The organism is Kitasatospora cathayae, from assembly GCF_027627435.1.
Classification (GTDB): Bacteria; Actinomycetota; Actinomycetes; order Streptomycetales; family Streptomycetaceae; genus Kitasatospora; species Kitasatospora cathayae.
The window spans coordinates 2,233,961-2,260,081 of sequence record NZ_CP115450.1 but is presented as its reverse complement, the minus strand read 5'-3'; the positions used below and the strand labels follow the sequence as shown (position 1 = coordinate 2,260,081).

General features: G+C 72.3%; 15 protein-coding genes. 8 read left to right on the top strand and 7 right to left on the bottom strand.

Annotated elements, in window-relative coordinates:
- The first annotated feature begins 1 nt into the window (after position 1).
- Together O1G21_RS10170 and O1G21_RS10165 are read left to right on the top strand one after the other, a co-directional pair.
- Entirely contained in the window at positions 2-223 is a 222-nt protein-coding gene (locus O1G21_RS10170; protein ID WP_270142640.1) for an MbtH family protein, read from the top strand.
- Positions 224-253: 30 nt separating this feature from the next.
- Positions 254-1,600, top strand: a complete 1,347-nt coding sequence (locus tag O1G21_RS10165) for a tryptophan 2,3-dioxygenase (protein ID WP_270142638.1) — start codon at positions 254-256, stop codon at positions 1,598-1,600.
- 10 nt (positions 1,601-1,610) lie between these two features.
- On the opposite strand, the gene O1G21_RS10160 is transcribed toward O1G21_RS10165, so the two are convergent.
- The 4 genes from O1G21_RS10160 to ccsB form a co-directional block, all read right to left on the bottom strand.
- Positions 1,611-2,717, bottom strand: a complete 1,107-nt coding sequence (locus tag O1G21_RS10160; protein WP_270142637.1) for an alpha-hydroxy acid oxidase — start codon at positions 2,715-2,717, stop codon at positions 1,611-1,613.
- Positions 2,714-3,793: a 4-hydroxyphenylpyruvate dioxygenase gene (gene hppD / locus O1G21_RS10155; protein ID WP_270142635.1), complete on the bottom strand. Its 1,080-nt coding sequence runs from the start codon at positions 3,791-3,793 to the stop codon at positions 2,714-2,716. The genes O1G21_RS10160 and hppD overlap by 4 nt, the downstream gene beginning before the upstream one ends.
- Positions 3,790-5,064, bottom strand: coding sequence for an aminotransferase-like domain-containing protein (locus O1G21_RS10150; protein WP_270150896.1), 1,275 nt, complete (start codon positions 5,062-5,064; stop codon positions 3,790-3,792). The genes hppD and O1G21_RS10150 overlap by 4 nt, the downstream gene beginning before the upstream one ends.
- A 314-nt stretch (positions 5,065-5,378) precedes the next feature.
- A complete protein-coding gene (ccsB, locus tag O1G21_RS10145) occupies positions 5,379-6,512 on the bottom strand; it encodes a c-type cytochrome biogenesis protein CcsB (protein WP_270142634.1) in 1,134 nt (377 codons plus the stop codon).
- Between the two features lie 182 nt (positions 6,513-6,694).
- Here ccsB and O1G21_RS10140 point away from each other — a divergent pair, with 182 nt between their 5' ends.
- A complete protein-coding gene (locus tag O1G21_RS10140; RefSeq protein ID WP_270142633.1) occupies positions 6,695-6,931 on the top strand; it encodes a hypothetical protein in 237 nt (78 codons plus the stop codon).
- Positions 6,932-7,018: 87 nt separating this feature from the next.
- Here the strand turns inward: O1G21_RS10140 and O1G21_RS10135 are convergent, their stop codons facing one another.
- The 3 genes from O1G21_RS10135 to O1G21_RS10125 all read right to left on the bottom strand — a co-directional run bounded on the left by O1G21_RS10135 (position 7,019) and on the right by O1G21_RS10125 (position 10,450).
- Positions 7,019-7,417, bottom strand: coding sequence for a hypothetical protein (locus O1G21_RS10135; protein WP_270142632.1), 399 nt, complete (start codon positions 7,415-7,417; stop codon positions 7,019-7,021).
- 62 nt (positions 7,418-7,479) lie between these two features.
- On the bottom strand, positions 7,480-8,448 hold the full coding sequence (locus O1G21_RS10130; RefSeq protein ID WP_270142630.1) for a hypothetical protein: 969 nt from the start codon (positions 8,446-8,448) through the stop codon (positions 7,480-7,482).
- Positions 8,449-9,109: 661 nt separating this feature from the next.
- Positions 9,110-10,450 (bottom strand): NADH-quinone oxidoreductase subunit D, encoded by a 1,341-nt coding sequence (locus O1G21_RS10125; protein ID WP_270142629.1) that lies wholly within the window; start codon positions 10,448-10,450, stop codon positions 9,110-9,112.
- 188 nt (positions 10,451-10,638) lie between these two features.
- On the opposite strand from O1G21_RS10125, the gene dnaK reads away from it, so the two are divergent.
- The 5 genes from dnaK to O1G21_RS10100 all read left to right on the top strand — a co-directional run bounded on the left by dnaK (position 10,639) and on the right by O1G21_RS10100 (position 26,097).
- Positions 10,639-12,492, top strand: coding sequence for a molecular chaperone DnaK (dnaK, locus tag O1G21_RS10120; RefSeq protein WP_270142628.1), 1,854 nt, complete (start codon positions 10,639-10,641; stop codon positions 12,490-12,492).
- 940 nt (positions 12,493-13,432) lie between these two features.
- Complete coding sequence (locus tag O1G21_RS10115; RefSeq protein ID WP_270142627.1) at positions 13,433-21,547, top strand: non-ribosomal peptide synthetase; 8,115 nt, start codon at positions 13,433-13,435, stop codon at positions 21,545-21,547.
- Positions 21,544-23,223 carry a thioester reductase domain-containing protein gene (locus O1G21_RS10110; RefSeq protein WP_270142626.1) on the top strand — a complete coding sequence of 560 codons (1,680 nt, stop codon included), beginning with the start codon at positions 21,544-21,546 and terminating at the stop codon, positions 23,221-23,223. The genes O1G21_RS10115 and O1G21_RS10110 overlap by 4 nt, the downstream gene beginning before the upstream one ends.
- Before the next feature lie 11 nt (positions 23,224-23,234).
- The gene (locus O1G21_RS10105) at positions 23,235-24,428 is read left to right on the top strand and encodes a cytochrome P450 (RefSeq protein WP_270142625.1); all 1,194 of its coding nucleotides are present in this window, start codon (positions 23,235-23,237) and stop codon (positions 24,426-24,428) included.
- Positions 24,429-24,489: 61 nt separating this feature from the next.
- Positions 24,490-26,097, top strand: a complete 1,608-nt coding sequence (locus O1G21_RS10100) for an ACP S-malonyltransferase (RefSeq protein WP_270142624.1) — start codon at positions 24,490-24,492, stop codon at positions 26,095-26,097.
- Positions 26,098-26,121 lie beyond the last annotated feature (24 nt).

Here is a 26,121-nt window from a genome sequence, read left to right as displayed (position 1 = left end):
GATGACGACGAACCCCTTCGAGGACGAGAACGGGACCTACCTGGTGCTGGTCAACGACGAGGGCCAGCACTCGCTCTGGCCCGCCTTCGTCGAGGTGCCGGCCGGCTGGGAGAAGGCCCACGGTGAGGACACCCGCCGGGCCTGCCTCGACTACATCGAGGCGAACTGGACCGACATGCGGCCCAAGAGCCTGATCGAGGCCATGGATGCGGGACATGCCTAGGGATTGCGGCAGCGCGGGGGAGGCACGGACATGACGAGGTTGGGGTTGGCAGAGGAGCCGGAACGGCTCCGGGAGTCCGGCGCGCCCGTGCCCGGTGCGGGAGTCGGCGGGCCCGCCCTCACCGCGGGGACGCGCGCCGACGCGGCTCGGGCGCTGCGGCGGGCGGTCGAGGAGGTCGCCGACTGGTCGCACCGGCCGATCGGGCCGGAGAGCTTCGCGAGCTTCCCCTACCGGGCGGTCGTCGGCTACTACCGGCAGGTCGGCAAGGCCGCGGTGGCACCGGAGCTGGTGGCGCTGCTGCGCGGTCTGCGCATCCGGATCGGCTGCGCCGGCGGGGGCCGGCCGTGGTCGTCCCCGGACGCCTGGCTGTTCGACCGGTGGCTGCCGCTGACGTTCACCGACCAGCCGATGGCCTACGACACCTATGCCGGCCACGAGTTGCTGCAGATCGCGCACTGGGAGGCCGACAGCGCGGAGCACGCCGAGGACCTGCTGATGATGGCCCTGCTCGCGGATCTCGCGACGGTCGAGCTCGACGCCCTGGCACTGCCCGAGCCGACCGGCCGTCAGCGGACCAGGACCGTCGCGGTGCTGCAGGCCCTGGCCCGGCTCGGCGGGTACGCCCCGGCGGCCGTGCCGGACGCCGTGTCGCTGGAGCCGCTCCGGGCCGTGGTCGCCGCCGCGTCCGGGAACGAGGCGCTGGTGCGGGCCGGCCGGGAGACCGTGGCGGCACTGCGGGCCGAGGTGCCCGCCGGACTGCGGCGGGCGGTGGACATCGGGCTGCTGCCGGTGACCACCGTGCACGATGAGCACATGTTCATCCGGTCCATCCAGCTCTTCGAGCGGATCTTCGCCCGGGTGGCGGGTGCGCTGACCGACGCGATCGGGGCGGTCCGCGCGGGGCGGCCGTCCGACGCGGCCGCCGTGCTCTCGGCGGCGGCGGACCGGCTGACCGGAGCGACGCCGGCGCTGTACCGGGTCCTGACCACGATTCCGCCCGAGACGTTCGCGGTGATCCGGGACCACACCCATGGTGCCAGCGCGATCCAGTCCCGCCCCTACCAGATGATCGAACTGGTCAGCGCGAAGCGGGCGGACGGACCGTACGCGATGGAGAAGGGCCCGATGTTTACCGTCCCCGCGACGCTGCAGGAGGAGTTCCTGGAGCGGGCGGGCGGTTGGGACACGGCCGAGGCACGCCGGCTCCAGGAGGCCATGCTCGGCCTCGACGCCGCTTGGCGGTCGATGAAGCGCACGCACTGGGGCGTGACGCTGAAGATCATCGGCAAGGTGTCGGGCACCGGGGGTACCACGGGCGCCGACTACCTGAAGGCGGCGGCGAACATCGAGCTGTTCCCGATGCTCGCCGCCGCCTGACCGGCTGGGCTCAGGCCAGCACGGCGGTGAGGCCGCGCGCGGCGGTGAGGTCGGGGCACCCCGACAGGACGAGGGATTCCCGGAGTTCGGCCCGCAGCAGGTCGAGCACGAGCGCGGCGCCCGCCTCACCGTCCACGGCCAGGCCCCAGAGCACCGGCCGGCCGACCATCACGCCGTCCGCGCCGCAGGCCAGGGCGCGCAGGACGTCCATCCCGGACCGGATGCCGCTGTCGAGCAGCACCGAGCAGCGGCCGCCGACCGCGTCGACCACCGAGGGCAGGGCCGTGATGCTGGCCACCGCGCCGGAGAGCTGCCGGCCGCCGTGGTTGGACACCACCACCGCCTCGGCGCCGAGTTCCACCGCCCGGGCGGCGTCCCGCGGGTCGAGGATGCCCTTGAGCACCAGCGGCATCGTCGTCCGCTCGCGCAGCCAGGCCAGGTCCGCCCAGCCGATCGCGGGATCGAAGGCCTGCCCGGTGTGCGTCGCGACGCCCGACGCCCCGGGCAGGCGGGTGTGCGTCGCCGCCAGCGGCACTCCGCCCAGGTTCGCCGCGGTCACGTGCGGGGGCAGCGTGAACCCGTTGCGCAGGTCACGGAGCCGGCGGCCCATGACCGGCACGTCCACGGTGACCACCAGTGCCTCGCAGCCGGCCTCTTTGGCCCGGCGGACCAGGTCGAGCACCTGCTCGCGGTCCCGCTGCCAGTACAGCTGGAACCAGGTCGACCCGCCGACCGCGGCGATCTCCTCCAGCGGGTAGCTGCTCAACGTGCTGATCGTGAAAGGGACGCCGGCCTTGGCCGCGGCCCGCGCGGCGGCGAGCTCGCCGTCCGGGTGCAGCAGCCGCTGGTAGGCCATCGGCGCGACCACGACCGGCATCGCGGCCGTACCGCGCAGCAGCGGGCCGGAGGGGTCCGCGGCGTCCGACCCGGCGAGCACCCGCGGCACCAGGCGCACCTGGTCGAGCGCCGCCCGGTTGGCGGCCTGGGTGGACTCGTCACCACTGCCGCCCGCGACGAAGTCCCGGACCTCGGTGGGCACCCGGTCCTCGGCAAGCCGCTCGACGTCGGCGAGACAGACCGGCGGGACCGCCCCCGCCTCCCGCGCGGAGCCGCTCATCGGGTCGCCTCGTTCCTGGCCTGCTCCAGCTCCACGGCGGTGTAGAGCGCCTTGATGTTGCCGCTGCCGAAGGTCCGGGCCCCCAGCCGCTCGATCACCTCGAAGAACAGCGTGCCGCGCGGGTGGACGGACCGGGTGAAGATCTGCAGCAGCTGGCCGTCCTGGTCCTGGTCGACCAGGATGTTGAGCTCCCGCAGCCCGTCGACCGAGTGCCGCAGCAGTGCGAGGCGCTCCGGCACCAGGTCGTAGTAGGCCCCGGGCGTGCGCAGGAACCCGACGCCGTTCGCGCCGAGGCGGGACACGTCCCGCACGATGTCGTCGGTGGCGAACGCGATGTGCTGGACGCCCGCTCCGCCGTGGTCCTTGATGAACTGGTCGATCTGGCCGGGCTCCCTGGACAGGTCCGGTTCGATCAGGGTGAGCGTCACCGAGCCGGAGCGGCTCTGCACGACCATGGAGTCCATCGCCTGCCTGCCCACCACGATGCGCTCGGTGAAGACCATGTCGAAACCGAGCACGGTCCTGTAGAACTCCACCGTGGGTATGAGCTGCCCGGCCTCCAGGCACACCGCGAAGTGGTCGACCGTGTGCAGCCCGAGGGCCGACCGCCGCCCACCGGTGACGGGATCCTCCTCGACCACGGACAGTCCCGGCAGGGCGCGCTCGTCCGCTCCGGGCAGACGCTGGACGAAGGTGTGCACCACGTCGCCGAAGCCGCCGATGGACGCCGTGACGACCCCGTCCCGGGTGGTCGGCGCGGCGACCGGCCGGGCTCCCCGCCGGACCGCTTCGGTGAAGGCGGCCTCCGCGTCCGGGGTGCTGAGGGCGATACCGGACACTCCGTCGCCGTGCCGCTCGACGTAGGCGGCGGCCGGGTGGTCGGCGTCGCCGGCCTCGGTCAGCACCAGCCTGATGCCCTGTCGGCCCACCGCGACCGTGCGGACCCCGTCCGGTGTCTCGGTGGACCGCGCGTAGACGCCCAACCCGTACCGGTCCACGAAGAGTTCGGTCGCCACGTTCAGGTCGGCGACCGCCAGCTCGACGTGGTCGACGCCAAGTATGTCCAGCGCGCTCACAGTTGTCCCCCTCGGCACGGTGCGGTCCCGCTCTTCCGTTCACGTTGGTCGTGGATGAATTCCGCCAGCCGGTCCAGGCCGACCGCGATCTGGTCGACGGTCAGATAGCTGAAGGACAGCCGGATCTGGTGGCGCGGCTCGCCGTCGCCGTAGAAGTGGTGCATGGGTGTCCACAGCACCCGGTGTCGGCGCGCCGAGAGCTCGAGCAACTCGTCGTCGACCGGGAACGGTACGTCCAGGACGACGAAGAAGCCCCCCGTGGGTACGTTCCAGGTCACTCCGGACCGCTGGTCCGGCGGGAACCGCTCGGCCAGCCCGGCCAGCAGGTGGCGGAGGTTCTCCTGGTAGACCGCGTTCTCCCGGGCGTTCGCGGCGCGCAGGCTGAAATCGTGCTCCAGGAGCTTCCCGCCGATGACGGCCTGCGCGATCGGTGAGGTGTTCACCGTCAGCATGCTCTTGATCTTCGCGAGCTGGTCGGCGAGCGACTGCGTGCCGCCGTTGCCGTCGCTCACCAGCTGGTCGGCGATGGCGTAGCCGATCCGGGCGCCCGGCAGGCCGGTCTTGGCGAACGACCCGAGATGGATGACCCGGCGGTCGCGATCGAGCGCCTTGAGCGTCGGCAGCGGGTCGGCGTCCGGCGCATGGAAGATCCCGTACGGATTGTCCTCCAGCAGCAGGAAGTCGTGCTCCTCCGCCAGCCGCAGCAACTGCTCCCGGGTCTCCAGGTCGAGACTGATCCCGGACGGGTTGGCGAAGTCGGCGACGACGTAGAGCGCCCGGGGGCGCAGGCCGGACTCCCTGGCCCGCTTGACGACGGCCACCAGGTCCGCCAGGTCGATGCCCTCCGGCGAGCCCTTGACCGGCAGCAGCGGCATGTCGACGAGCTCTGCGGCGCCGGCGACCCCCACGTAGCAGGGCAGGACGGTCAGCAGGCAGTCCTTCTCGGTCCGCCGCAGCGCCCGCAACGTGAGGAAGAGGGCCTCCTGGCAGCCGACCGTCACCACGATCGACTCCGGGTCGACCACCACGTTCTCGTCCACCGCGAGGTTCCTCGCGATCAGGTCGTGGATGATCCCCTTGGTCCGGCCGTACTGCAGCACGGTCCGCCGCACCAGCGCGACGTCGTCGTCGAACCGCTCCATTAGGTGGTCGGTGTACCGGCGCAGGTAGCGGTGGACGAGTTCGGTGTCGAACAACCCCTCGAAGGGGCGTCCGGCGGCGAATGAAATGGCGTCCGGAAAGCGCTGCGACACTTCGTTGAGAAAATTCATCGATTCGATGACCGGTGAGGCCAGCGAGCCGTGCAGGCCGGCGAGGTCCAGCTCTACCGGATTCCGTTCGGTGTCGGACACGGCCAAATCCAGATCCCCCTTTGATTTGCACCCGCGGGCGCGGCGGCGAACCACTTTCCCCGAAGCCGCCCACGCGGGGTTCACGAACATGTGGGTACGGAATCGCAGCCCGGTGAACAGTGAATCATGAAACGATGCCGGCATCGGCCCGCGGTGCACCTTGCGACGTCGATTCCACGCCGATCATTCACGGGCCGGAATTTCGCGCGCCGGAATTTCGCGCGCTGCCGGCGTCAGCCGATCCCCGCGTACGAGTGCTTCCCGGTGACGAAGATGTTGATGCCGTAGTAGTTGAACAGCATGCAGGCGAATGCGACCAGGGCCACGTAGGCGGCCTTCCGGCCACGCCAGCCGGCGGTCGCCCGGGCGTGCAGGTAGGCCGCGTACGCGACCCAGGTGACGAAGGACCAGGTCTCCTTCGGGTCCCACTCCCAGTACTTGCCCCAGGCCGCCTCGGCCCAGATGGCACCCGCGATGACGGTGAACGTGTACAGCGGGAACACGATCGCGTTCACCCGGTACGAGAAGCGGTCGAGCGTCGCCGCCGCGGGAAGTCGTTCCCAGACCGAGGCGGGGATGCGCAGCGGGCCCGTGTCGCGGCCGAGGGCGCGCTGCTTCTCGTACACGTCCTTGCCGAGGTACATCAGGGTCGCGGCGAACGCCGTGTAGAAGGCGCCCACGCAGGCCGTCGCGGCGGTGACGTGAATGCCCAGCCAGTACGAGTGCAGAGCGGGCACCAGCTGCTCGGCCCCGGTGTAGAGCACCGTCACCGCGAGGCCGAGCGTGAGCACGGCGCCGACGGTGACGGGCACGCCCAGCCAGCGCACCCGGACCTTGGCGGCCAGCAGGCCCAGGTAGACCAGGACCATGGCGAGCGCGAAGGCGCAGGAGAACTCGTACATGTTGCCCCAGGGCCAGCGCATCGCCGAGAGCCCCCGGGCGGTGACCCCCCCGACGTGGAGCAGCGCCCCGAGCGTGGTGAGCGAGATCGCGATCCGCCCCGCCAGGTCCGCCTTCGGGCTGCTCCCCGCGGCGCCGGGTCCGTCGACCTGAGGCTCCGCACCGCGAGCCGAGGTCACCACGGTCGCCCCCTCGCCCGCCACCACGGTGCGGGTCAGCGTGGTGGTCCGGCCGTCCCCCGACGCCACCGTGACCTTGGCCTGTCGGATGCCCTTCGTCGCATGGGCGGCCACCGTCTCGGCCAGGCTGGTCTGCTCGATGGAGCGCCGGGCCACCGTCCCCCGGCTTCCGAACGTCCACTCGAAGAGGTGGGCGAACATCGCCAGGACGTACACCGCCATGGCCGAGTAGATGAGCTTGTTGGACATGCCAGCCAGTTGGAGGTCGACGACCGAGGCGAGGTTCACCACGAGCTCCTTCGGAGTCAGGCTTCGAGCGGACACTGACCGGCCCCACTCTACGGTGATCGATCCGCCGCCCACTCCCCGGGTCCCCGGCGCCGACTGGTCGTCACATCGGCGGCACGCCCGGGACGGTGAGCACGCCTCGGGAGCGCACGGCCGGGCGGGCGGAATCAGTCGATCGCCTGATGGGGATTCAGGGCGGGGAATCTGGCGCACTGGGCGGACATCAGCTCGGCGAGGGCGCGGGGCGCGGCCTGCGGCCCGCGGGCGCCGACATCGCCCCGGAGCTGTTCACACTCGACCGGCACGGTTTCCCGGTGGTCGGCGAAGGCCCCGTGTCGGTCTGGCTGACGCCGTCCGCCAAACGGGCCGTCAACCGGCGCCCGGCCCTGGCCCTGCGCTTCGCCGCGTCCAGCCGCTGAGCCCGGGGCCGGGCGACCGAGGCGATCCGGGTGCGGCCGCCGGCCGCTGGGGCCGCGGTGCGACGGCCTTGTCGCACCGCCGGCCCGTCAGCGCACGACGATGGTGGCCTGCCAGCGGTGGCCGGTGCCGTCCTGGCTGGTCAGTTGGGCGGTGCCGGGCCCGTTGGCGGCGAACAGCGCGGGGGTCACGCCGACCGGGGCGGTCAGCGGGGCTTTGGCGGGGGCCAGCACGCGCGGGTCGGAGCTGGTGACGGCGGACCAGTGGGCAGTGCCGGTGGCGGTCAGGAAGACGGTGAGCCGCTGCCCCGTGGGCAGGCAGAAGGAGCCGGTGTCGGTCTCGGCCAGGGTGCCGGCGGTGCCCGGCAGCACGGCCTCGGCCGGTGGGCGGCAATCGGTGTTCCCGGTGGCCGTGGCGCCTGTCGTCCCCTGTGTGGCGCAGGCGGTCAGCAGGAGGAGCAGCGGCAGCGGCAGGGGGCGTGGTAGCACGGTGGTCCTCCACGGCGGGCGGCGGCCCACCGGTTCCCCGGGGGGCCGCCGCTGACTGATGGTCAGTGCTGGTTGGTCGAGCTGCTGTAGTAGCTGACGCAGCCGCCGGCGTTGCTGTTGAAGTTGTTGCTCCACAGCGACTGCACGGCGTAGTTCGCGCCGTTCATGCTGACGATGCTGGAGGCACCCTGGCCGCTGGAGATCCAGGCGCACTTGTCGCCGGTCTCGGCGCCGCCGCCGTCCACCCAGCCGCTGCTGGGTGCCGGGTCGGTGAGGGTCTCGGCGTACTCGTGGCCGCCGACGATGGTGACGCCCTCGGTCGCCCCGTTGACCCCGCTGGAGCCGGTGGCGACGAAGTTGGCGCCGCAGCCGGAACCGGCGTCGGTGACGTACGGCATGTTGGTGTAGGGCAGGTCGGCGCCGTTCACGCTGGTGTGGTCGTGCCAGGCGCAGTACGAGGTCTTGAAGCCCTGCGGCACCACGCCGTGCGGCACGTCCACGATGATCTCGACGTTGTCGCCGGAGACTCCGAAGTGCGTGGCCGCCTTCTGCGCCTCGGCCGCGATCGCCGAGCTGCCGGGCTTGTTCGGAGCGGAGACCGAGCTGTCCAGCCAGGTGCCGGCCACCGGGTTGCTGCTCGGGTGGCCCACGTGGGTGCCCGAGCTGCCGCACTGGGTGGTTCCGGTGGCGACGCCCTGGCAGTACTGCGTCTGTGAGTTGGACCAGGTGTCGCCGCTGCCGTAGGCGTGCTGGAAGAACGACAGCTGCAGCGGGGCCTCGCCCGAGGGGTCGTTGGTGACGGTGGAGCCGGTGCCCCACTGGTTGCCCCAGTAGACGATGTAGATCTTCGGGCTCGTGACGATGTTCCCACCGCCGTAGGCGAGGTTTCCGCTGCTCGTGGTGGCCTGGCCCGAGCGGGCCTTCATGGCGTGTCCGGCCGCTGGGGAGGCGCCCGCGGGGGCGGCCACCAGCAGGACGGCGGCGGACAGGGCGGTGAGGGTACCGAGGCTGTGCTTGATCGATCGCAGCAAGGTCGTGCCCTTCGATGAGGGTGGTCGATGGGGCTTGCATGCGGTACGGCCGGGGCCCGGCACCGTGGTGCGGGCAGGGGGCGGCCGCGCCTGGATGGCGCCGATCCCGTGGGGAAGGGCTCGGTGGGGGCCGAGCCGCGGTGAGCGTAGGCCCGCTGATGATTCTCGGTCAAGGGAACCAACGGGTAACCGACTTCGCGCCGCCGCCCCGCAGTCGGGCGCTGCCGAGCGGGCGTCGGCGGAAGCGCCGACGAGGAGAAGCGGGGTGCCGATGGATGATCGCTCGTCGGCAGGCGGAGCGATTCTTCGGCGCCGGCGCGTCAGGTGACGTGGAGCGTGAGTGCCGCGGTGTGGAGTTGGCCGGCGGTTCGGAACCGCAGGTAGGCCCGCCGGTTGCCGGGTTCACCGAGCAGGGCGTAGAAGGTCAGCGTCGGCCCGCCGTGGTCCGCGGTGGCGGGGGGCGTACCGTCGCCAGTGGTTGTGGTCGGGCTACCGCCCCGTGGTGGCAGGCCAGTTGGGGGCGGTGGGCGGGGAGATGGCGCGGAGGCGGTTCAGGACGGGTCGGGTCCTTGGCGTCGAGCCAGTCGGCGAGTTGGCGGAAGGAGACACAGCGGACGTCAGGTCGATGCCGCGCAGGAAGAAGGCACCTCGGCGCCGGCGTTCACCGGTCCACGCCGCCCATCACCGGGTCGATGCTCGCCACCGCGACGATGACGTCCGCGACCTGCCCGCCCTCGCACATCGCGGCCATCGTCTGCAGGTTGGTGAACGACGGATCGCGGAAGTGCACCCGGTACGGCCGGGTGCCGCCGTCGGAGACGACGTGGACGCCCAGTTCGCCCCTGGCGGACTCGACCGCCGCGTACGCCTGGCCGACCGGGACGCGGAAGCCCTCCGTCACCAGCTTGAAGTGGTGGATCAACGCCTCCATGGACTGGCCCATGATCTTGCGGACGTGGTCGAGCGAGTTGCCCAACCCGTCCGGGCCGACGGTCAGTTGGGCGGGCCAGGCGATCTTCTTGTCGGCCACCATGACCGGGCCGGGGGTCAGCCGGTCCAGGCACTGCTCGACGATCCGCAGCGACTGGCGCATCTCCTCCAGCCGGATCAGGAACCGGCCGTAGGAGTCCGCGGTGTCGGCCACCGCGACCTCGAACTCGTAGTCCTGGTAGCCGCAGTAGGGGTCGGTCCTGCGCAGGTCGTGCGGCAGGCCGGTGGCCCGCAGGATCGGCCCGGTGGCGCCGAGCGCCATGCAGCCGGGCAGGTCGAGGTGGCCGACGCCGATCAGTCGGGCCTTGAAGGCCGGGTTCCTGGTCGCCAGCTTGTCGTACTCCGGCAGCCGCGAGCGCAGCAGCTTCACGCCCTCGCGGATCTGGTCCGGCGCGCCCGGGGGCAGGTCCTGGGCGAGGCCGCCCGGCCGGACGTAGCCGTGGTTCATGCGCAGGCCCGTCACCAGCTCGAAGATGTCCAGGATGACCTCGCGGTCCCGGAAGCCGTAGACCATCAGCGTGGTGGAGCCGATCTCCATCCCGCCGGCGGCCAGCGCCACCAGGTGCGAGGCGATCCGGTTGAGCTCCATCATCATCACCCGGATGACGCTGGCCCGGTCCGGGACGTCGTCGGTGATGCCGAGCAGCTTCTCCACCGCCAGGCAGTAGGCGGTCTCGTTGAACAGCGGGGTCAGGTAGTCCATCCGGGTCACGAAGGTGGTGCCCTGGACCCAGTTGCGGAACTCCATGTTCTTCTCGATGCCGGTGTGGAGGTAGCCGATGCCGCAGCGGGCCTGTTTCACCGTCTCGCCGTCGATCTCCAGGATCAGCCGCAGCACGCCGTGGGTGGACGGGTGCTGGGGGCCCATGTTGACGATGATCCGCTCGTCGTCCGCCCGTTCTCGTCGCTGCGCGTCACCGGCGACCTCGTCCCAGTCGCCGCCGGTGACGGTGTAGACGCGGCCCTCGGTGGTGTCCCGCGCTCCTGCCGACTCGTGCTCGCCGCCGCTCATCAGCCGTATGACCTCCGCCCGGGTCGGCGTGGGCTGCCCCACTCCAGGATCGCGCACATCTGCCGTGAACACCCGGCCGGACCGGCACTGCACCGGGCCGCACCCGGCACCTGCCGGTCGGGCGGGGGCTCACGTTTCGCTCCTCCTCCTGGGGCAAGACGCGTAGGGGCAGGAGAGGAGGCCTGGTGATGGCGCGCGCGGTTGGTATCGATCTGGGGACGACGAACTCGGTGGTCTGCGTGCTGGAGGGCGGCGAGCCGGCCGTGATCGCGAACACCGAGGGTGCGCGGACCACCCCGTCGGTGGTGGCGTTCGGCAAGGGCGGCGAAGTGCTGGTCGGCGAGGTCGCCAAGCGGCAGACGGTGACCAACGTGGACCGCACGGCACGCTCGGTGAAGCGGCACATGGGCGAGGGCGACTGGCGCTTCCCGGAGAAGGGCGATGTGGACGGCAAGCGCTACACCGCGCAGGAGATCTCGGCCCGGGTGCTGCAGAAGCTCAAGCGGGACGCCGAGGCCTACCTCGGCGAGGACGTGACGGACGCCGTGATCACGGTGCCCGCGTACTTCAACGACTCCCAGCGCACCGCGACCAAGGAGGCCGGCGAGATCGCGGGCCTGAACGTGCTGCGGATCATCAACGAGCCGACCTCCGCCGCCCTCGCCTACGGGCTGGACAAGGAGAACGAGCAGACGGTGCTGGTCTTCGACCTCGGCGGCGGCACCTTCGACGTCTCACTGCTGGAGATCGGCGAGGGCGTGGTGGAGGTGAAGGCCACCAACGGCGACACCCACCTGGGCGGCGACGACTGGGACCAGCGCGTCGTCGACCACCTGGTCAAGCAGTTCAAGAACGGCTACGGCATCGACCTGTCCAAGGACAAGATGGCCGTCCAGCGCCTGCGCGAGGCCGCCGAGAAGGCGAAGATCGAACTGTCCGCCGCCAGCGAGACGACGATCAACCTGCCGTACATCACCGCCTCCGCCGAGGGTGCGCTGCACCTGGACGAGAAGCTCACCCGGGCCCAGTTCCAGCAGCTCACCGCCGACCTGCTGGACCGCTGCGAGGGGCCGTTCCACCAGGCCGTGAAGGACGCGAAGATCACGCTCGCCGACATCGACCACGTGATCATGGTCGGCGGCTCCACCCGGATGCCGGCCGTGACCGACCTGGTGAAGCGGCTCACCGGCAAGGATCCGCACAAGGGCGTCAACCCGGACGAGGTGGTGGCCGTCGGCGCCGCGCTCCAGGCCGGCGTGCTCAAGGGCGAGGTCAAGGACGTCCTGCTGCTGGACGTCACCCCGCTGTCCCTGGGCATCGAGACCAAGGGCGGCATCATGACCCGGCTGATCGAGCGCAACACCACCATCCCGACCAGGCGCTCGGAGGTCTTCACGACCGCCGAGGACAACCAGCCCTCGGTGACCGTGCAGGTCTTCCAGGGCGAGCGCGAGATCGCCGCCTACAACAAGAAGCTCGGCATGTTCGAGCTGACCGGAATCGCCCCCGCGCCGCGCGGCCTGCCGCAGATCGAGGTCACCTTCGACATCGACGCCAACGGCATCATGCACGTCGGCGCGAAGGACCTCGGCACCGGCCGGGAGCAGAAGATGACCGTCACCGGCGGCTCCTCGCTGCCCAAGGACGAGATCGACCGGATGATGCGCGAGGCCGAACAGCACGCCGAGGAGGACCGCCGTCGGCGTGAGAGCGCCGAGACCCGCAACCAGGGCGAGCAACTCGTGTACTCGACCGAGAAGTTCATCGCCGACAACGCCGACAAGCTCCCGGCCGACGTGAAGAGCGAGGTCGAGTCGGCCCTGACGGAGCTCAAGGAGAAGCTCAAGGGCCAGGACACCGCCGCGATCCGCACCGCGAGCGAGAAGCTCGCCCAGGTCAGTCAGAAGCTCGGCCAGGCCATCTACGCCCAGGCCGCCCCCGGTGCGCCGAGCGGTGGCGCGGGCGGCTCGCAGGCCGACGAGGAGGAAGTCGTGGACGCCGAGATCGTCGACGAGGAGGAGCGCAAGGGCGGTGCCCGATGACCACGTGGTGAACCTTCTCACCGGGAGTCGTGCGACGGCCGGTCACTTCCGGGGAATTCCGGGATGGCGCACGACTCCACGGAACCGCAATCCGGGCGGCTGTCCGCCGATGTCCGGGACGGGGAATACCGCTTATCCGATCGCGGCGCAATAGGGCACAGGTCCCTTTCCTGTCGAGCCGGTCACGTCCGCCGAGCGCTGTTGTTGTTCGCGATGTGTCAAGAATGTTCTGACCAGAGTGGATCGGGGTGCCGTACGGCCCTTCCGTCGCAAAGGCGAGGGACCGCCCGGGATGTCCGATAGGGGATGAGATGGACTCCATACCCAACCGGCGATGGCTGAAATCGATTGGTCGGCGACCGCTTTGAAACTCATTTGGTGACTGCGCGTGGCCGACGGGGCTTCTGTGGCTGATGGGGGACCAGGGGTCGCGAGGCAGTCGACCCTGCGCGACCTGCGCTCACACAGCGTGCTCCTGGCACAGGTCGTGCGCCTACGATCGGATTGACGCGCGGTTGCGTTCCGGCCACGCGATGCGCCGACGGCGCAGGTCGAGCCGGGTGCGGGGGATATCGCGGTGTGATCGCCGGAATTCCCCGGCTTGAACCACGGGCCGAAATTCGTTGTTGACCGGTCAGGCCTGAGAACCCTAAGGTCAACCGCGTCGTGGGGGAGCGCTTCGGGGGGGAGGCCGCAGGTCGATCAAGGCATCGGGGGTGCCGGATGAGATCGGCGAAGCGGCTGTATCCGCTGGAGCCGCGGCGCACAACCGACGCTGAATCAGAAGCCTCGGTGCGCGCCGGTCCGGGCCCGGCCGGCGGTACCCGCCGGTAGTGCCCCGGCCGCCCGTAATGGCGGCGCAATGGATTTTCCGAATTCTTCATCGCGGTGAAACCGAGTCCCGCACGCATTCATGGATTTCTCACCAGAGGAGTGACTCGTGAACGCCTTCACAGGGCGTCTGCCGCTGTCCGCCGCCCAGAACGAGGTGTGGATCGCCCACCAGCTCGACTCCGGCGGCGCGCTGCACAACTGCGCCGGCTACGTGGACATCCAGGGGGACGTCGACGAGCAGCGCCTCGCCGAGGCCGTCCGGCTCGCCGTCGTCGAGGCCGAGGCGATGTGCGTGCGGTTCACCGCCGATCCCGACGGCCGGCCCTGGCAGGTGCCGCTCGACGCCGTCCCCGGGTTGCACACCCGGGACGTCAGCGGCGCCGCGGACGCCCGGGCCGCCGCCGAGCAGTGGATGCGCGACGACCTCGCCAGTCGCGTCGACCTGACCGACGGACCGCTGTTCGCGCACACCCTGGTGAAGGTCGCCCCGCGCCACCACCTGCTGCACTTCCGGTACCACCACATCGTCCTCGACGGCTACGGCCAGGCGCTGCACTGGCGGCGCCTCGCCGAGATCTACACCGCCCTGACCGAGGGCCGCGAGCCGCGGCCGTCAGCGGCCGGCACCCTGGCCGACCTGCTCGCCGAGGACGAGGCCTACCGCGGCTCGGAACAGTACGAGCAGGACCGTGCGCACTGGCTCGGCGCCCTCGCCGACTGGCCCGACACCGCGAGCCTCGCCTCCCCGGACCAGGACGGCCCGGCCGCCTCCCGGTTCCAGCAGGCCGACGGCATCACCGGGGTCGACGTCGCCGCGGCCCGGTACAAGGTGCACTGGTCGGTCATCGTGATGGCCGCCACCGCCGTCTACCTGCACCGCATCACCCAGCAGCAGGACCTCGTCCTCGGCCTGCCGGTGCGCGGCCGTACCACCCGGGTCTCGCTCACCACCCCCGGCATGCTCGCCAACGTGCTGCCGCTGCGGGTGACCGTCCGCCCCGAGCAGGACTTCGGCGAGGTGGTGCGGCAGGTCGGCGAGCGGGCCGGCGAGGTGCTGCGCCGCCAGCGCTTCCGCGGGGAGGAGATCCAGCGGGAGATCCGCCGCGCCGACGGCGGCGAGCACACCACCGGCGTGGTGGTCAACGTGGTGTCCTTCGACGGCAAGCTGCGGCTCGGCACCGTCGACTGCCCCGTCCACCAGCTGTCCTCCGGCCCGGTCGCCGACCTCGGCCTGGAGTTCTTCGGCGGCGCCGACGGAGCCGACCTGCGGTTGACCTTCGAACCCAACCCCGACCGGCACCGGGCCGCCCCGCTCGCCGCCCACCGGGAGCGCTTCGTCCGGTTCACCGACGCCCTGCTGCGCGCCCCCGAGTACACGCCGGTCGGCGGGATCGACCTGCTCGCCGAGGACGAGGCGGCCGCCGCCCGGGCCGAGGGCCCGGCGCGCGACTACGATCTCGACCGCCCGCTGCACACCTGGATCGAGGAGCAGGCCGCCCGCACTCCCGAGGCGATCGCCGCCGAGGTGGCGGGCGCCTCGCTGACCTACCGTCAACTCGTCGACCGGGCGCGCGCGCTGGCCCACTACCTGCGGCAGCGCGGAGTGCGCACCGGCGACGTGGTCGGCGTCCACGAGGAGCGCTCGCTCGACCTCGTCGTCGCCCTGCTCGGCGTCCTGCTGGCCGGCGCCGCGTACACCCCGCTCGACCCCGACCAGCCGCTGGCCCGGTTGGCCCTGCAGATCGAGGACGCCGAGGTCCGCCTGGTGCTGACCCGCGCCGACCTGGCCCAACGGCTGTCCGGCAGCTGCCTGGAGACCCTCGCCCTCGACCAGGTGCTGCCCGGGCTGCCCGCCGCCGGCCCGCTCGGCGTCACCGCCGGCCCGGACGACCCCGCGTACGTCATCTTCACCTCCGGCTCCACCGGCCGCCCCAAGGGCGTCGCCGTGCCGCACCGCGGTGTGGTCAACCGGCTGCTGTGGATGCAGGACGAGTACCGCCTCGGCGCCGACGACAAGGTGCTGCAGAAGACGCCGTTCACCTTCGACGTGTCGGTGTGGGAGTTCTTCTGGCCGCTGATGACCGGCGCCACCCTGCACCTGGCCGCGCCCGGCGCCCACCGCGACCCGCGGGCCATCGCCGAGACGGTCCGTCGGCACGGCATCACCACCGCGCACTTCGTGCCGTCCATGCTCGACCTCTTCCTGGCCGAGCCCGCCGCCGCCGAACTGCCCGGCCTGCGCCGGATCGTGTGCAGCGGCGAGGCGCTGCGCCCGGAGACCGTCGGCCGCCACTTCGAGCGCTACGGCCAGGACGCGCCGGCCCTGTACAACCTGTACGGGCCGACCGAGGCGTCCATCGACGTCACCCACTGGCAGTGCCGCCCGGAGGACGCCGCCGGGCCGGTCCCGATCGGCCGGCCGGTGGCCAACACCACGCTGTACGTGATGGACCGCGCCGGCCGGCAGCTGCCCGCCGGCGTGGCCGGCGAGCTCTGCATCGGCGGTGTCCAGGTCGCCATCGGCTACCTCAACCGGCCCGAGCTGACCTCCGCCGCGTTCGTCCCCGGACCGGCCGGCGCCGGACGGCTCTACCGCACCGGCGACCGCGCCGTGCTGCGCTCCGACGGCGTGATCCTCTACCAGGGCCGGCTCGACCACCAGGTGAAGGTGCACGGGTTCCGCATCGAGCCCGGGGAGATCGAGTCCGCGCTGCTCGCCCACCCCGGGGTCGCCCAGGCCGTGGTCACCGCGCCGCGGCTGGCCGGCGGCGAGCCGCAGCTGGTCGCCCACGTGGTGCCCGTCGACGCCGAGCCCGAGCACGCCGAGCTGACCGACTGGCTGCGCGAGCGGCTGCCCGCCTACATGGTGCCCGGACACGTCCTCCCGCTCGCCGAGCTGCCGTTGCTGCCCAACGGCAAGCTCGACCGCAAGGCCCTGCCGCTGCCCGCAGCGAGGCCGGCGCGCGCCGCCGTCCAGCCGCCGACCACCGACCGGGAGCGGCTGCTGCACCGGGCCTGGGCCGCCGTCCTGGGCACCGACGCGTTCGGCATCGACGACTCCTTCTTCGCGCTCGGCGGCGACTCCATGCACGCGATCCGGGTGCGCGCCGAGGTCGAGCGGCACGGCAGCACCTTCGACGTGGCCGACCTGTTCCAGGGCCCGTCCATCCGCGAACTCGCCCGTGCCGTCCGGGAGTCGGACCGGGAACCGGCCGCCGCCCGGGAGCCCTTCGGGATGCTGTCGGAGCGGGACCGGCAGCTGCTGCCGGACGGCCTGGACGACGCCTACCCGCTCAGCGCGATGCAGGCGGGCATGCTCTTCCACGCCGCGTTCGCCGAGGACACCTCCATCTACCGGGTCGTCACCAGCATCCGGATATCCGCGCCGCTCGACCGCGCGGCGCTGCGGGCCGCCGTCGACGACACCACCCGCCGCCACCCGTCGCTGCGCTGCTCCTTCGACCTCGCGCGCTACTCCGAACCGCTGCAACTGGTCCACCGGGACGTCACCATCCCGATCGAGGACGGCGAGGACCTGCGCGGTCTCACCCCCGCCGCCCAGCAGCGGGCCGTCGAGGCGTGGGTCGAGCAGGCCAAGTTCACCACCTTCGACCCCGAGACCGCCCCGCTGCTGAAGTTCGCCGTCCACCCGTGCGGCGAGGACTCCTTCGAACTGTCCGTCATCGAGCACCACGTCGTCCTCGACGGCTGGAGCGACATGCGGATGCTCGAGGAAGTGGTCGAGCACTACCAGGCCCGGACCGTCGGCCGCGCCCTCGACCTGCCCGAAGTGGCTTCCGCCTACCGCGACTTCGTCGCCGCCGAACGCGCCGCCGTGGCCGACCCGGCGGCCCGCGAGTTCTGGTCCGCCCTATTGCGCGGCGCCGAGCCCACCGAACTCGCCCCCCGCCCGGCCGAGGAGTCCCGGCACGCCGCCAACCAGCGCTACGACGTGGCGATCCCCGAGGCGACCGCCGCCGCGCTGCGCGACCTGGCCGCCCGCGAGGCGCTGCCGCTGAAGGCGCTGCTGGTCGCCGCGCACGCCGCGGTACTGCGCCTGGTCGGGGGCGCCGACGAGGTGCTGACCGGCATGGTCGCCAACGGCCGACTGGAGGAGCACGGCGGCGACGAGACCATCGGCGTCTTCCTCAACACGCTGCCGCTGCGCCTCGACCTGTCCGCCATGACCCTGGCCGAGGCGGCCCGGGCCGTCTTCGCCCACGAGCGCGCCGCGGCCCCGCACCGCCGCTACCCGATCGCGCAGATGCAGCACGACCTCGGCGCGGAGCTCCAACTCAGCTCCTACGTCAACTTCATGGACTTCCACCGGGACGGCAACCGCGCCTCGGACGCGCTGATGCGGGTCACCGTCGGCATCGCCGAGACCAACTACCCGCTGGCCGTGAACTTCCTGATCGACCCGGAGGAGCGCCGGCTGTCGCTGTGGCTGGACTGCGACCTCGCCGTGCTGCCCCAGGAGTTCTGCGACCGGCTCGCCGGGTACTACGCCCGCGCCGTCGAGGAGGTCGCCCACCACCCGGAACGGCGCGCCGTCGAGGCCGATCTGCTCGGCCGGGCCGAACTCGCCCGGGTGGAGGCCTGGAACGACACCGCGGTCGGCTACGACGCCGCCGACACCGTGCACGGCCTGATCGCCCGGCAGGTGCGCGCCAACCCCGGCGCCACCGCCCTCGCCCACCGGCACGACGAGATCGACTACGCCGAGCTGGAGGCCCGCGCCAACCGCCTCGCCCACCACCTGCTCGCCCTCGGCGTGCGCCGGGGCGACCTGGTCGGCGTCAGCATCCGTCGCGGCATCGACCTGGTCACCGCCCTGGTCGCGGTCCACAAGGCCGGCGCCGCGTACGTCCCGATGGACCCGTCGTTCCCGCGCACCCGGCTGGACACCATCGCCGAGGACGCCGGCATCAGCTGCCTGATCACCGGCCCCGGCGCACCCGCCGGCCTCGACGCGCCGCGCCGGGTCGACGTCCACGAGGACGCCGCCGCCATCGCGGCCCGGCCCGACCACGCGCCCGACACGGCCGTCGGCGGCGATGACACCGCCTACGTCATCTACACCTCCGGTACGACCGGCAAGCCCAAGGGCACCGCCATCCGGCACCGCAACGCCGTCAACTTCTTCGTCGGCATGGACCGCACCGTCGGCTGCGGCCCGCAGGACACCGTGCTCGCCGTCACCAGCGTCTCCTTCGACATCTCGGTGCTCGAACTGCTGTGGCCGCTCACCCGCGGCGCCAAGGTCGTGGTGGCCGGCGAACGGATCATCAACAACCTGGTGCCGCAGGCGGAGGGCCGCGAACGCCCGGTCGGGTTCAGCCTGTTCTTCTTCGCCGCCTCCGCCGGCGTCTCCAACCGGGACGGCTACCGGCTGGTCCTGGACGCCACCCGGTTCGCCGACCGCCACGGCTTCGAGGCCGTGTGGACGCCCGAACGGCACTTCCACCACTTCGGCGGCCTCTACCCCAACCCGTCGGTGATGTCCGCCGCGCTGGCCACCGTCACCGAGCGGATCGCCCTGCGCAGCGGCAGCGTCGTCGCCCCGCTGCACGACACCATCCGCATCGCCGAGGAGTGGTCGCTGGTCGACAACCTCTCCGGCGGCCGGGTCGGCCTCGCCTTCGCGTCCGGATGGAACTCCAACGACTTCGCGCTGCGCCCGGAGAACTTCCCGGTGCGCAAGCAGAAGATGGCGGAGCAGATCGACGAGTTCCGCCGGCTGTGGCGCGGCGAGCAGGTGCTGCGCACCGGCGGCAGCGGCCAGGTCGTCGACGTGCGCATCCACCCCGCACCGGTCCAGGCGGAGCCGCAGATCTGGCTGACCTCGGTCGGTGCCGTGCAGACCTTCGAGCAGGCCGGCGCCTCCGGTGCCAACCTGCTCACCCACCTGCTCGGCCAGGCGCCCGAGGACCTCGCGGCGAAGATCAAGGCGTACCGGCTGGCCCGGGAGGCCGCCGGGCACAGCGGTCCCGGCCAGGTCACCCTGATGGTGCACACCTTCATGTCCGAGGACACCGCCGACGCCCGGGCGCGGGCCCGTGAGCCGTTCCGCGACTACCTGCGCAGCTCCACCGAGCTGTGGCGCACCCTGTTCGCCACCACCGGCCAGGAGCTGCCGGAGATGGGCGCGGAGGACCAGATCGAGGCGGTGATCGACCTCGCCATCGACCGCTACTTCGAGTCCTCCGGCCTGTTCGGCTCGCCCGAGGACTGCGCGGAACTGGTCCGTAGCCTGTCCGCCGTCGGGGTCGACGAGATCGCCTGCCTGGTCGACTTCGGTGTCGCCCCGGACGACGTCCTCGAGAGCCTCACCTGGGTCGACGAGCTGCGCCGGGCCCACGAGGCCGAGGTCGCCGAGAGCCCGCACTCGCTGGCCGCGCTGTGCGAGCGCCACGGCGTCACCCTGCTCCAGGGCACCCCCTCGCTGTTCGCCGCGGTCGCCGCCGAGCCCGAGGCGCTCGCCGCGCTGACCGGGCTGCGCGCCCTGCTGATCGGCGGCGAGGCGTTCCCCTCCGGCCTGGCGCAGCGCCTGCTCGGCGCACTGCCGCAGGTGCGGGTGCTCAACATGTACGGACCCACCGAGACCACCATCTGGTCCACCGTGCACGAGCTGGACCGGGACCTGGACGCGCAGGCCGGCACCATCCCGATCGGGCGGCCGATCGCCAACACCGCCGTCCGGGTCACCGATCCGCACGGCGGGCCGGTTCCGATCGGCTCCTCCGGCGAGCTGTGGATCGGCGGCGACGGCGTCGCGGCCGGCTACCTCGGCCGGCCCGACCTCACCGCCGAGCGCTTCGTCGAGCACGACGGGCAGCGCTACTACCGCACCGGCGACCGGGTGCGCTGGCGCGCCGACGGCCGGCTGGAGTTCCTCGGCCGGGTCGACCGGCAGGTGAAGATCCTCGGCCACCGGGTCGAGCCGGACGAGGTGGAGAGCGTGCTGTCGCGGCACGAGGGCGTCGACGCGGTCGCGGTCATCGCGATCGACGGCGCGCACGGCCCCGAGCTGGTCGCCTACGTCTCGCCCGCCGAGGAGCTGTCCGACGACACCGTCCAGCAGGCCCACGTCCAGCGCTGGGGCGAGGTGTGGGAGAGCGCGTACACCGCGCCCGCCGAGGACGGCTCGGAGTTCGCCGGCTGGCTGTCCAGCTACACCGGCGAGCCGATCCCGGTGCCCGAGATGCGCGAGTGGCTCGGCCACACCGTGGAGCGGATCCGCGCCCTGGAGCCCACCAGGGTCGCCGACGTCGGCGTCGGCGTCGGCCTGGTGCTGCGCTCCTTCGCCGAGCACGTCGAGGAGTACCACGGCGTCGACCTGTCCCCGGCCGCGTTGGACGCCGCCCGGGGCTGCCTGGGACGCCCGCTGCCCGGCCACGTCCACCTCGCCCACAGCGGGCCCGAGTACCTCGCCGCCCTGCCCGAGGACAGCCTGGACACCGTGGTGATCAACTCGGTCGCCCAGTACTTCCCCGGCACCGACTACCTGCGCACGGTCCTGCTGGACGCGGTGCGCGCCGTCCGCCCCGGCGGCGCGGTGTTCGTCGGTGACGTCCGCTCGCTCGACCTGCTGCCGGAGTTCCACACCGCCGTGCAGCTGCACCGGGCCGGCGCGCTGAGCACCGTCGAGGAGATCCGCTCCGCGGTGCACCGGCAGCTGAACGAGGAACGCGAGCTGTGCGTCTCGCCGGACTTCTTCCAGCGGCTGGCCGCCGACAGCGGCAAGGTCGCCGACGTCCGGTTCGAGCTCAAGCGCGGCCGCGCCGACAACGAGCTGTCGCTGTTCCGCTACGACGTGACCCTGCTGGTCGGAGACGGCGCCCCGGCGCCCGCCCCCGCGGCACGCGTCGCCTGGACGACGCTGCCCGACGGGCTGGAGTCGCTGCGCGACCGGCTCGTCGCCGAACCCGGCGAGCGGCTGGTCACCGGGATCCCCAACCGCCGACTGGTGCGGGTCGCCGCCGCGGTCCGCGCCCTCGCCGACGCCCCGGGCGACACCACCGCGTGGGACCTCGACCGGCAGCTGTGGTCGGTGGACGAGGAGGCCGCCGTCCACCCCGAGGACCTCGTCGAGATCGCCGAGGCGACCGGCCACCGGGTGACCACCCGGGTCCGCCCGGACGGCCGACTGGACACGTTCGACGCGGTCTTCACCCCCGTCGACCCCGAGACCCCCGCTGACTCCGAGGACGTGGCATGAACCGACGACTCGCCAACGACCCGCTCGCGTCGTCCTGGGCGGCCGGCCTGCGCGGCAGCCTGCGCGGCTACGCCCGTACCCACCTGCCCGAGGCGATGGTGCCCGCGCACTTCGTGGTGCTGCCGGAGCTCCCCAAGCTCCCCAACGGCAAGGTCGACCGGGGCAGCCTGCCCCGGCCCACCGCCGAGGAGAGCACCGAGACCGCGTACGTCGCCCCGCGCACCCCGGTGGAGACCCAGCTCGCCCGGATCTGGCAGGACCTGCTGGGGCTGCCCAAGGTCGGCGTGGAGACCAGCTTCTTCGACCTGGGCGGGGACTCCCTGACGGTCCTCCAGATGGCCGCCCAGGTGCGCGACGCGTACGGCGTGCGGCTCGACCTGCGCCGGATGTTCGAGAACCCGACCGTCGCCCAGCTCGGCCGGATGGTCGGCTCGCAGGTCGACCCGCAGATCAGCGGTGCCGGCAACCCGCGCGGCGTCGGCGGCGAGGAGATGCTCGCCGACGCCGTCCTGCCCGCCGACATCGCCCCCGGCCCGGACGCGCTGCCGCCCGCGGCCGGCCCGTACCGCGCGGTGCTGCTCACCGGCGGCACCGGCTACACCGGCGCCTTCCTGCTGCGCGAGCTGCTCGACCGCTCCACCGCCACCGTGTACGTGCTGGTGCGGGCCGCCGACCGGGCGCAGGCCGACGTCCGGGTGCTGGACAACCTCGCCGAGTACGGGCTGCTGCGCGCCGGCGACTCCGAGCGCGTGGTCGGCGTCCCCGGTGACACCGGCCGGCCCTACCTCGGCACCAGCCGGCGCGCCTACCGGGAGCTCGCCGAGACCGTCGAAATGGTGATCCACAACGCGGCGATCTCCAGCTGGATCGTGCCCTACGCGAAGATCAAGCCGGTCAACGTGTTCGGCGCGCTCGAGGTGCTGCGGCTGGCCTGCGACACCCGGGTCAAGCCGGTGCACTTCGTGTCCACCATCGGCGTCTACCCCGGCAACCAGGGCGAGCGCCGCTGGGACGAGGAGCGGCTCACCGAGACCGAGGACGTGGTCGGCGGCTACCGGCAGTCCAAGTGGGTGGCCGACACCCTGATGCTGCAGGCCCGCGAGCGCGGCGTGCCCACCCACGTCTACCGGCTCGGTGCGGTGGCCGGTGCGCAGACCAGCGGCGCCTGCTCGACCGACACCTTCATCAACCACCTGCTCAAGGGCTGCATCCAGCTCGGCGCCTACCTGGACTACGACCTGCTGATCGACCTGGTCCCGGTGGACTACTGCGCCGCCGCCGTCGCCCGGATCGCGCTCGGCGGGGGGTTCCACGAGCCGGTCTTCAACGTGCCCAGCGCCGGCTCCAGCAGCATGAACGACATCTTCCAGCTGGTCGTCGACTACGGCTACCCGCTGCGCAAGCTCGACTACCGCGACTGGTACCGCGAGCTGGTGGCCGCGGTCGAACGCGGCGAGGAGAACGAACTCGCCGTCTACCTCCCGCTGTTCGGTGAGGACCGGCCCGCCGACGAGGTCGGCTACCCCGGCAGCCGGCCGGTGTTCGGCACCGCCAACCTGCAGGCCGCGCTGGACGGCTCCGGCATCGAGTGCCGGCCCGTCGACCGGACCCTGTTCGACGTCTACCTCGACTACTTCGTATCCACGGGCTTCCTGCCCGCCCCGCCCCAGCGCTGATGGAGACCGCGATGACCACCTCCGCCCTTCCGGCCTTCCCGATGCCCCGCGTCCACCCCCTCGACCCGCCGCCCGCCTACCGTGAACTCGGTGCCGAGCAGCCGGTGTTCAAGGTCGCCGTACCGCGCGGCGAGGAGGTCTGGGTGGTGACCCGGCACGAGGACGTCCGGGCCGTGCTGACCGACCACCGGCTCAGCTCCGACCCCAACACCCCGGGCTACCCCTCCTACATCTCCGGCGACACCCCGCTGCCCCCCGGCTTCTTCCTCAACCAGGACGAGCCCGACCACGGCCGGCTGCGCCGCCTGATCACCCGCGAGTTCCTGATCAACGCGATGGAGGCCAAGCGCCCCCAGATGCAGGCCATCCTGGACGGCCTGCTGGACCGCCTGGAGGAGCAGGGCAACAGCGCGGACCTGGTCACCCAGCTGGCCTTCCCGATGGCCGCCACCGTGATGTGCGAACTGCTCGACGTGCCCTATGAGGACGCCCCGCTGTTCGTCGGCCTCACCGACACCATCCTCGACCGCCGCAGCACCCCCGAGCAGGTCGGCCAGGCGGCCGGCGAGCTGATGGCCTACTTCGACCGGCTGGTGACCGACCGGGAGCAGAACCCCACCGACGACATGCTCGGCCGGCTGGCCGCCCACCAGGAGGCCGGCCGGATCGACCACGCCGAGTTCGTCGGCCTGGCCGCGCTGCTGCTGCTGTCCGGCTACGACACCATGGCGCAGATCATCGGCCTGGGCACCGCGACCCTGCTGGAGCACCCCGACCAGCTGGAGGAGCTCAAGGCGGACCCCTCGCTGATCCCGCAGGCCATCGAGGAACTGCTGCGCTACCTGTCCATCAACCACGCCGGCCTGCCCCGCGCCGCCGTCGAGGACCTGGAGGTCGGCGGGCAGACCATCAAGGCCGGCGAGGGCCTGCTGGTCATGCTCAACGCCGCCAACCGGGACGCCAGCGTGTTCCCCGAGCCCGACCGGTTCGACATCCACCGGGAGAACTCGCAGAGCCACGTCGCCTTCGGCCACGGCTTCCACAAGTGCGTGGGCTTCACCATGGCCCGGGTCGAGTTGAGCACCGTCTTCGCCGGCCTGTTCAGCCGGCTGCCCAACCTGAAGATGGCCAAGCCGCTGACCGACCTGCCGTTCCGCCACGACATGGTGCTCTACGGAGTCCGCGAACTGCCCGTCACCTGGTGACCCCGCCGGCGACCGCGAACACCCCGACGAGTACTCAGACGACACCCACGAAGGACGCGTGATGGCAGTACAGACCGTCTACCTGCTGCCCGGGCAGGGCGGTTACACCCCCGGCATGTTCGCCGACCGGGACGACGACCGGCTGACCGAGGCGCTGCGCACCGCCGACCGGGTCGCCGCCGAGTTCGGCCGCCCCGGCGTGAGCGGCCTGCTCACCCGCACCGACGCCCCGTCGGCCGCCGAGCTGGTCCGCGAGGACCCGTTCGCGCTGCAGCTGGCCGTGTTCACCGCCGCGGTCGGCGGGTACCGGACGGCCGGCCCGGCCGGCCCGGCCGACGCCCTGGTCGGCCACAGCATGGGGGAGATCGCCGCCCTCACCCTCGCCGGCGCGTTCGACCCGGTAGACGGCGCCCGGCTGGTGTGCCACCGGGCCGAGGCGCTGCTCGCCCACTACCCCGGCCACGGCGGCATGCTCGCCCTGGAACTGTCCGCGGACCGCGCCGCCCACCTGGTCGGTGCGGCCGCCGACCGCGCGCTGGCGCTCGCCGTGGTCAATGCTCCGCGGCAGTCCGTGGTCGCCGGACCCGACGACTCGGTGGCCCTGGTCGCCCGGCTCGCCGAGGCCCTGGGCGTGCGCACGATACGGCTGAACGCGCCCTACCCGTTCCACAGCCCGGGCCTGGCCGCCGCCGCGCACGACTTCCGCGAGCGGATCGTCGGCATCCGGCAACTCCCGCTGCGGCACGCGGTGTACTCGCCGGTCGCCGGCGGGTGGGCGGGCGACCGGGACGACCTCAAGGAGCTGCTGGTCCGTCAGCTGACCGCTCCGGTGCGGTTCCTGGACGCCGTGCGCGCGCTGCACGCCGAGGGCGTCGAACGGTTCGTGGAGTGCGGCCGGGCGGGCCTGTCCGGGCTGGTGCGGCGCAGTGTCCCGGACGTCACCGTCGCGAGCGCGCTGTCGGCCGTGGCGGAGCCCGTGGTCGCCGAGCCGGTGGTGGCCGAGCCCGTCGTGGCGGCGCCCGCGGTGGCCGAGCCCGTGGTGGCCGCGCCCGTCGGGGTGGAGCCTGCTGCGGCGGCGGGTTTGGGCCTGGAGGAGGTGGTGGCGCAGCTGCGTGAGCTGTTCGCGGTGACGCTGGGCTACCCCGTGGAGATGGTCACCGCGGACGCGGATCTGGAGGCGGACCTCGGGATCGACTCGCTGAAGCGGGTGGAGATGCTGGCCAAGGTGGCCGAGCGCTTCGGTCTGGGCGAGTCGATCGAGCCCGGCCGGTTCATCGCCCGGTCCACCCTGGCCGAGGTGGCCGAACTCGTGCTCGCCGCACCGGCGTTCGGGCAGTCCGCGGCTGCGCCCGCGGTGGCGGCGACCGTGGTGGCCGAGCCTGCCGCTGTGGAGCCTGCTGTGGCGGCGGGTTTGGGCCTGGAGGAGGTGGTGGCGCAGCTGCGTGAGCTGTTCGCGGTGACGCTGGGCTACCCCGTGGAGATGGTCACCGCGGACGCGGATCTGGAGGCGGACCTCGGGATCGACTCGCTGAAGCGGGTGGAGATGCTGGCCAAGGTGGCCGAGCGCTTCGGCCTGGGCGAGTCGATCGAGCCCGGCCGGTTCATCGCCCAGTCCACCCTGGCCGACGTGGCCGAACTCGTGCTCGCCGCGCCGGCGTTCGCGAGCTGACCGACCATCACGCACGAAGGATCC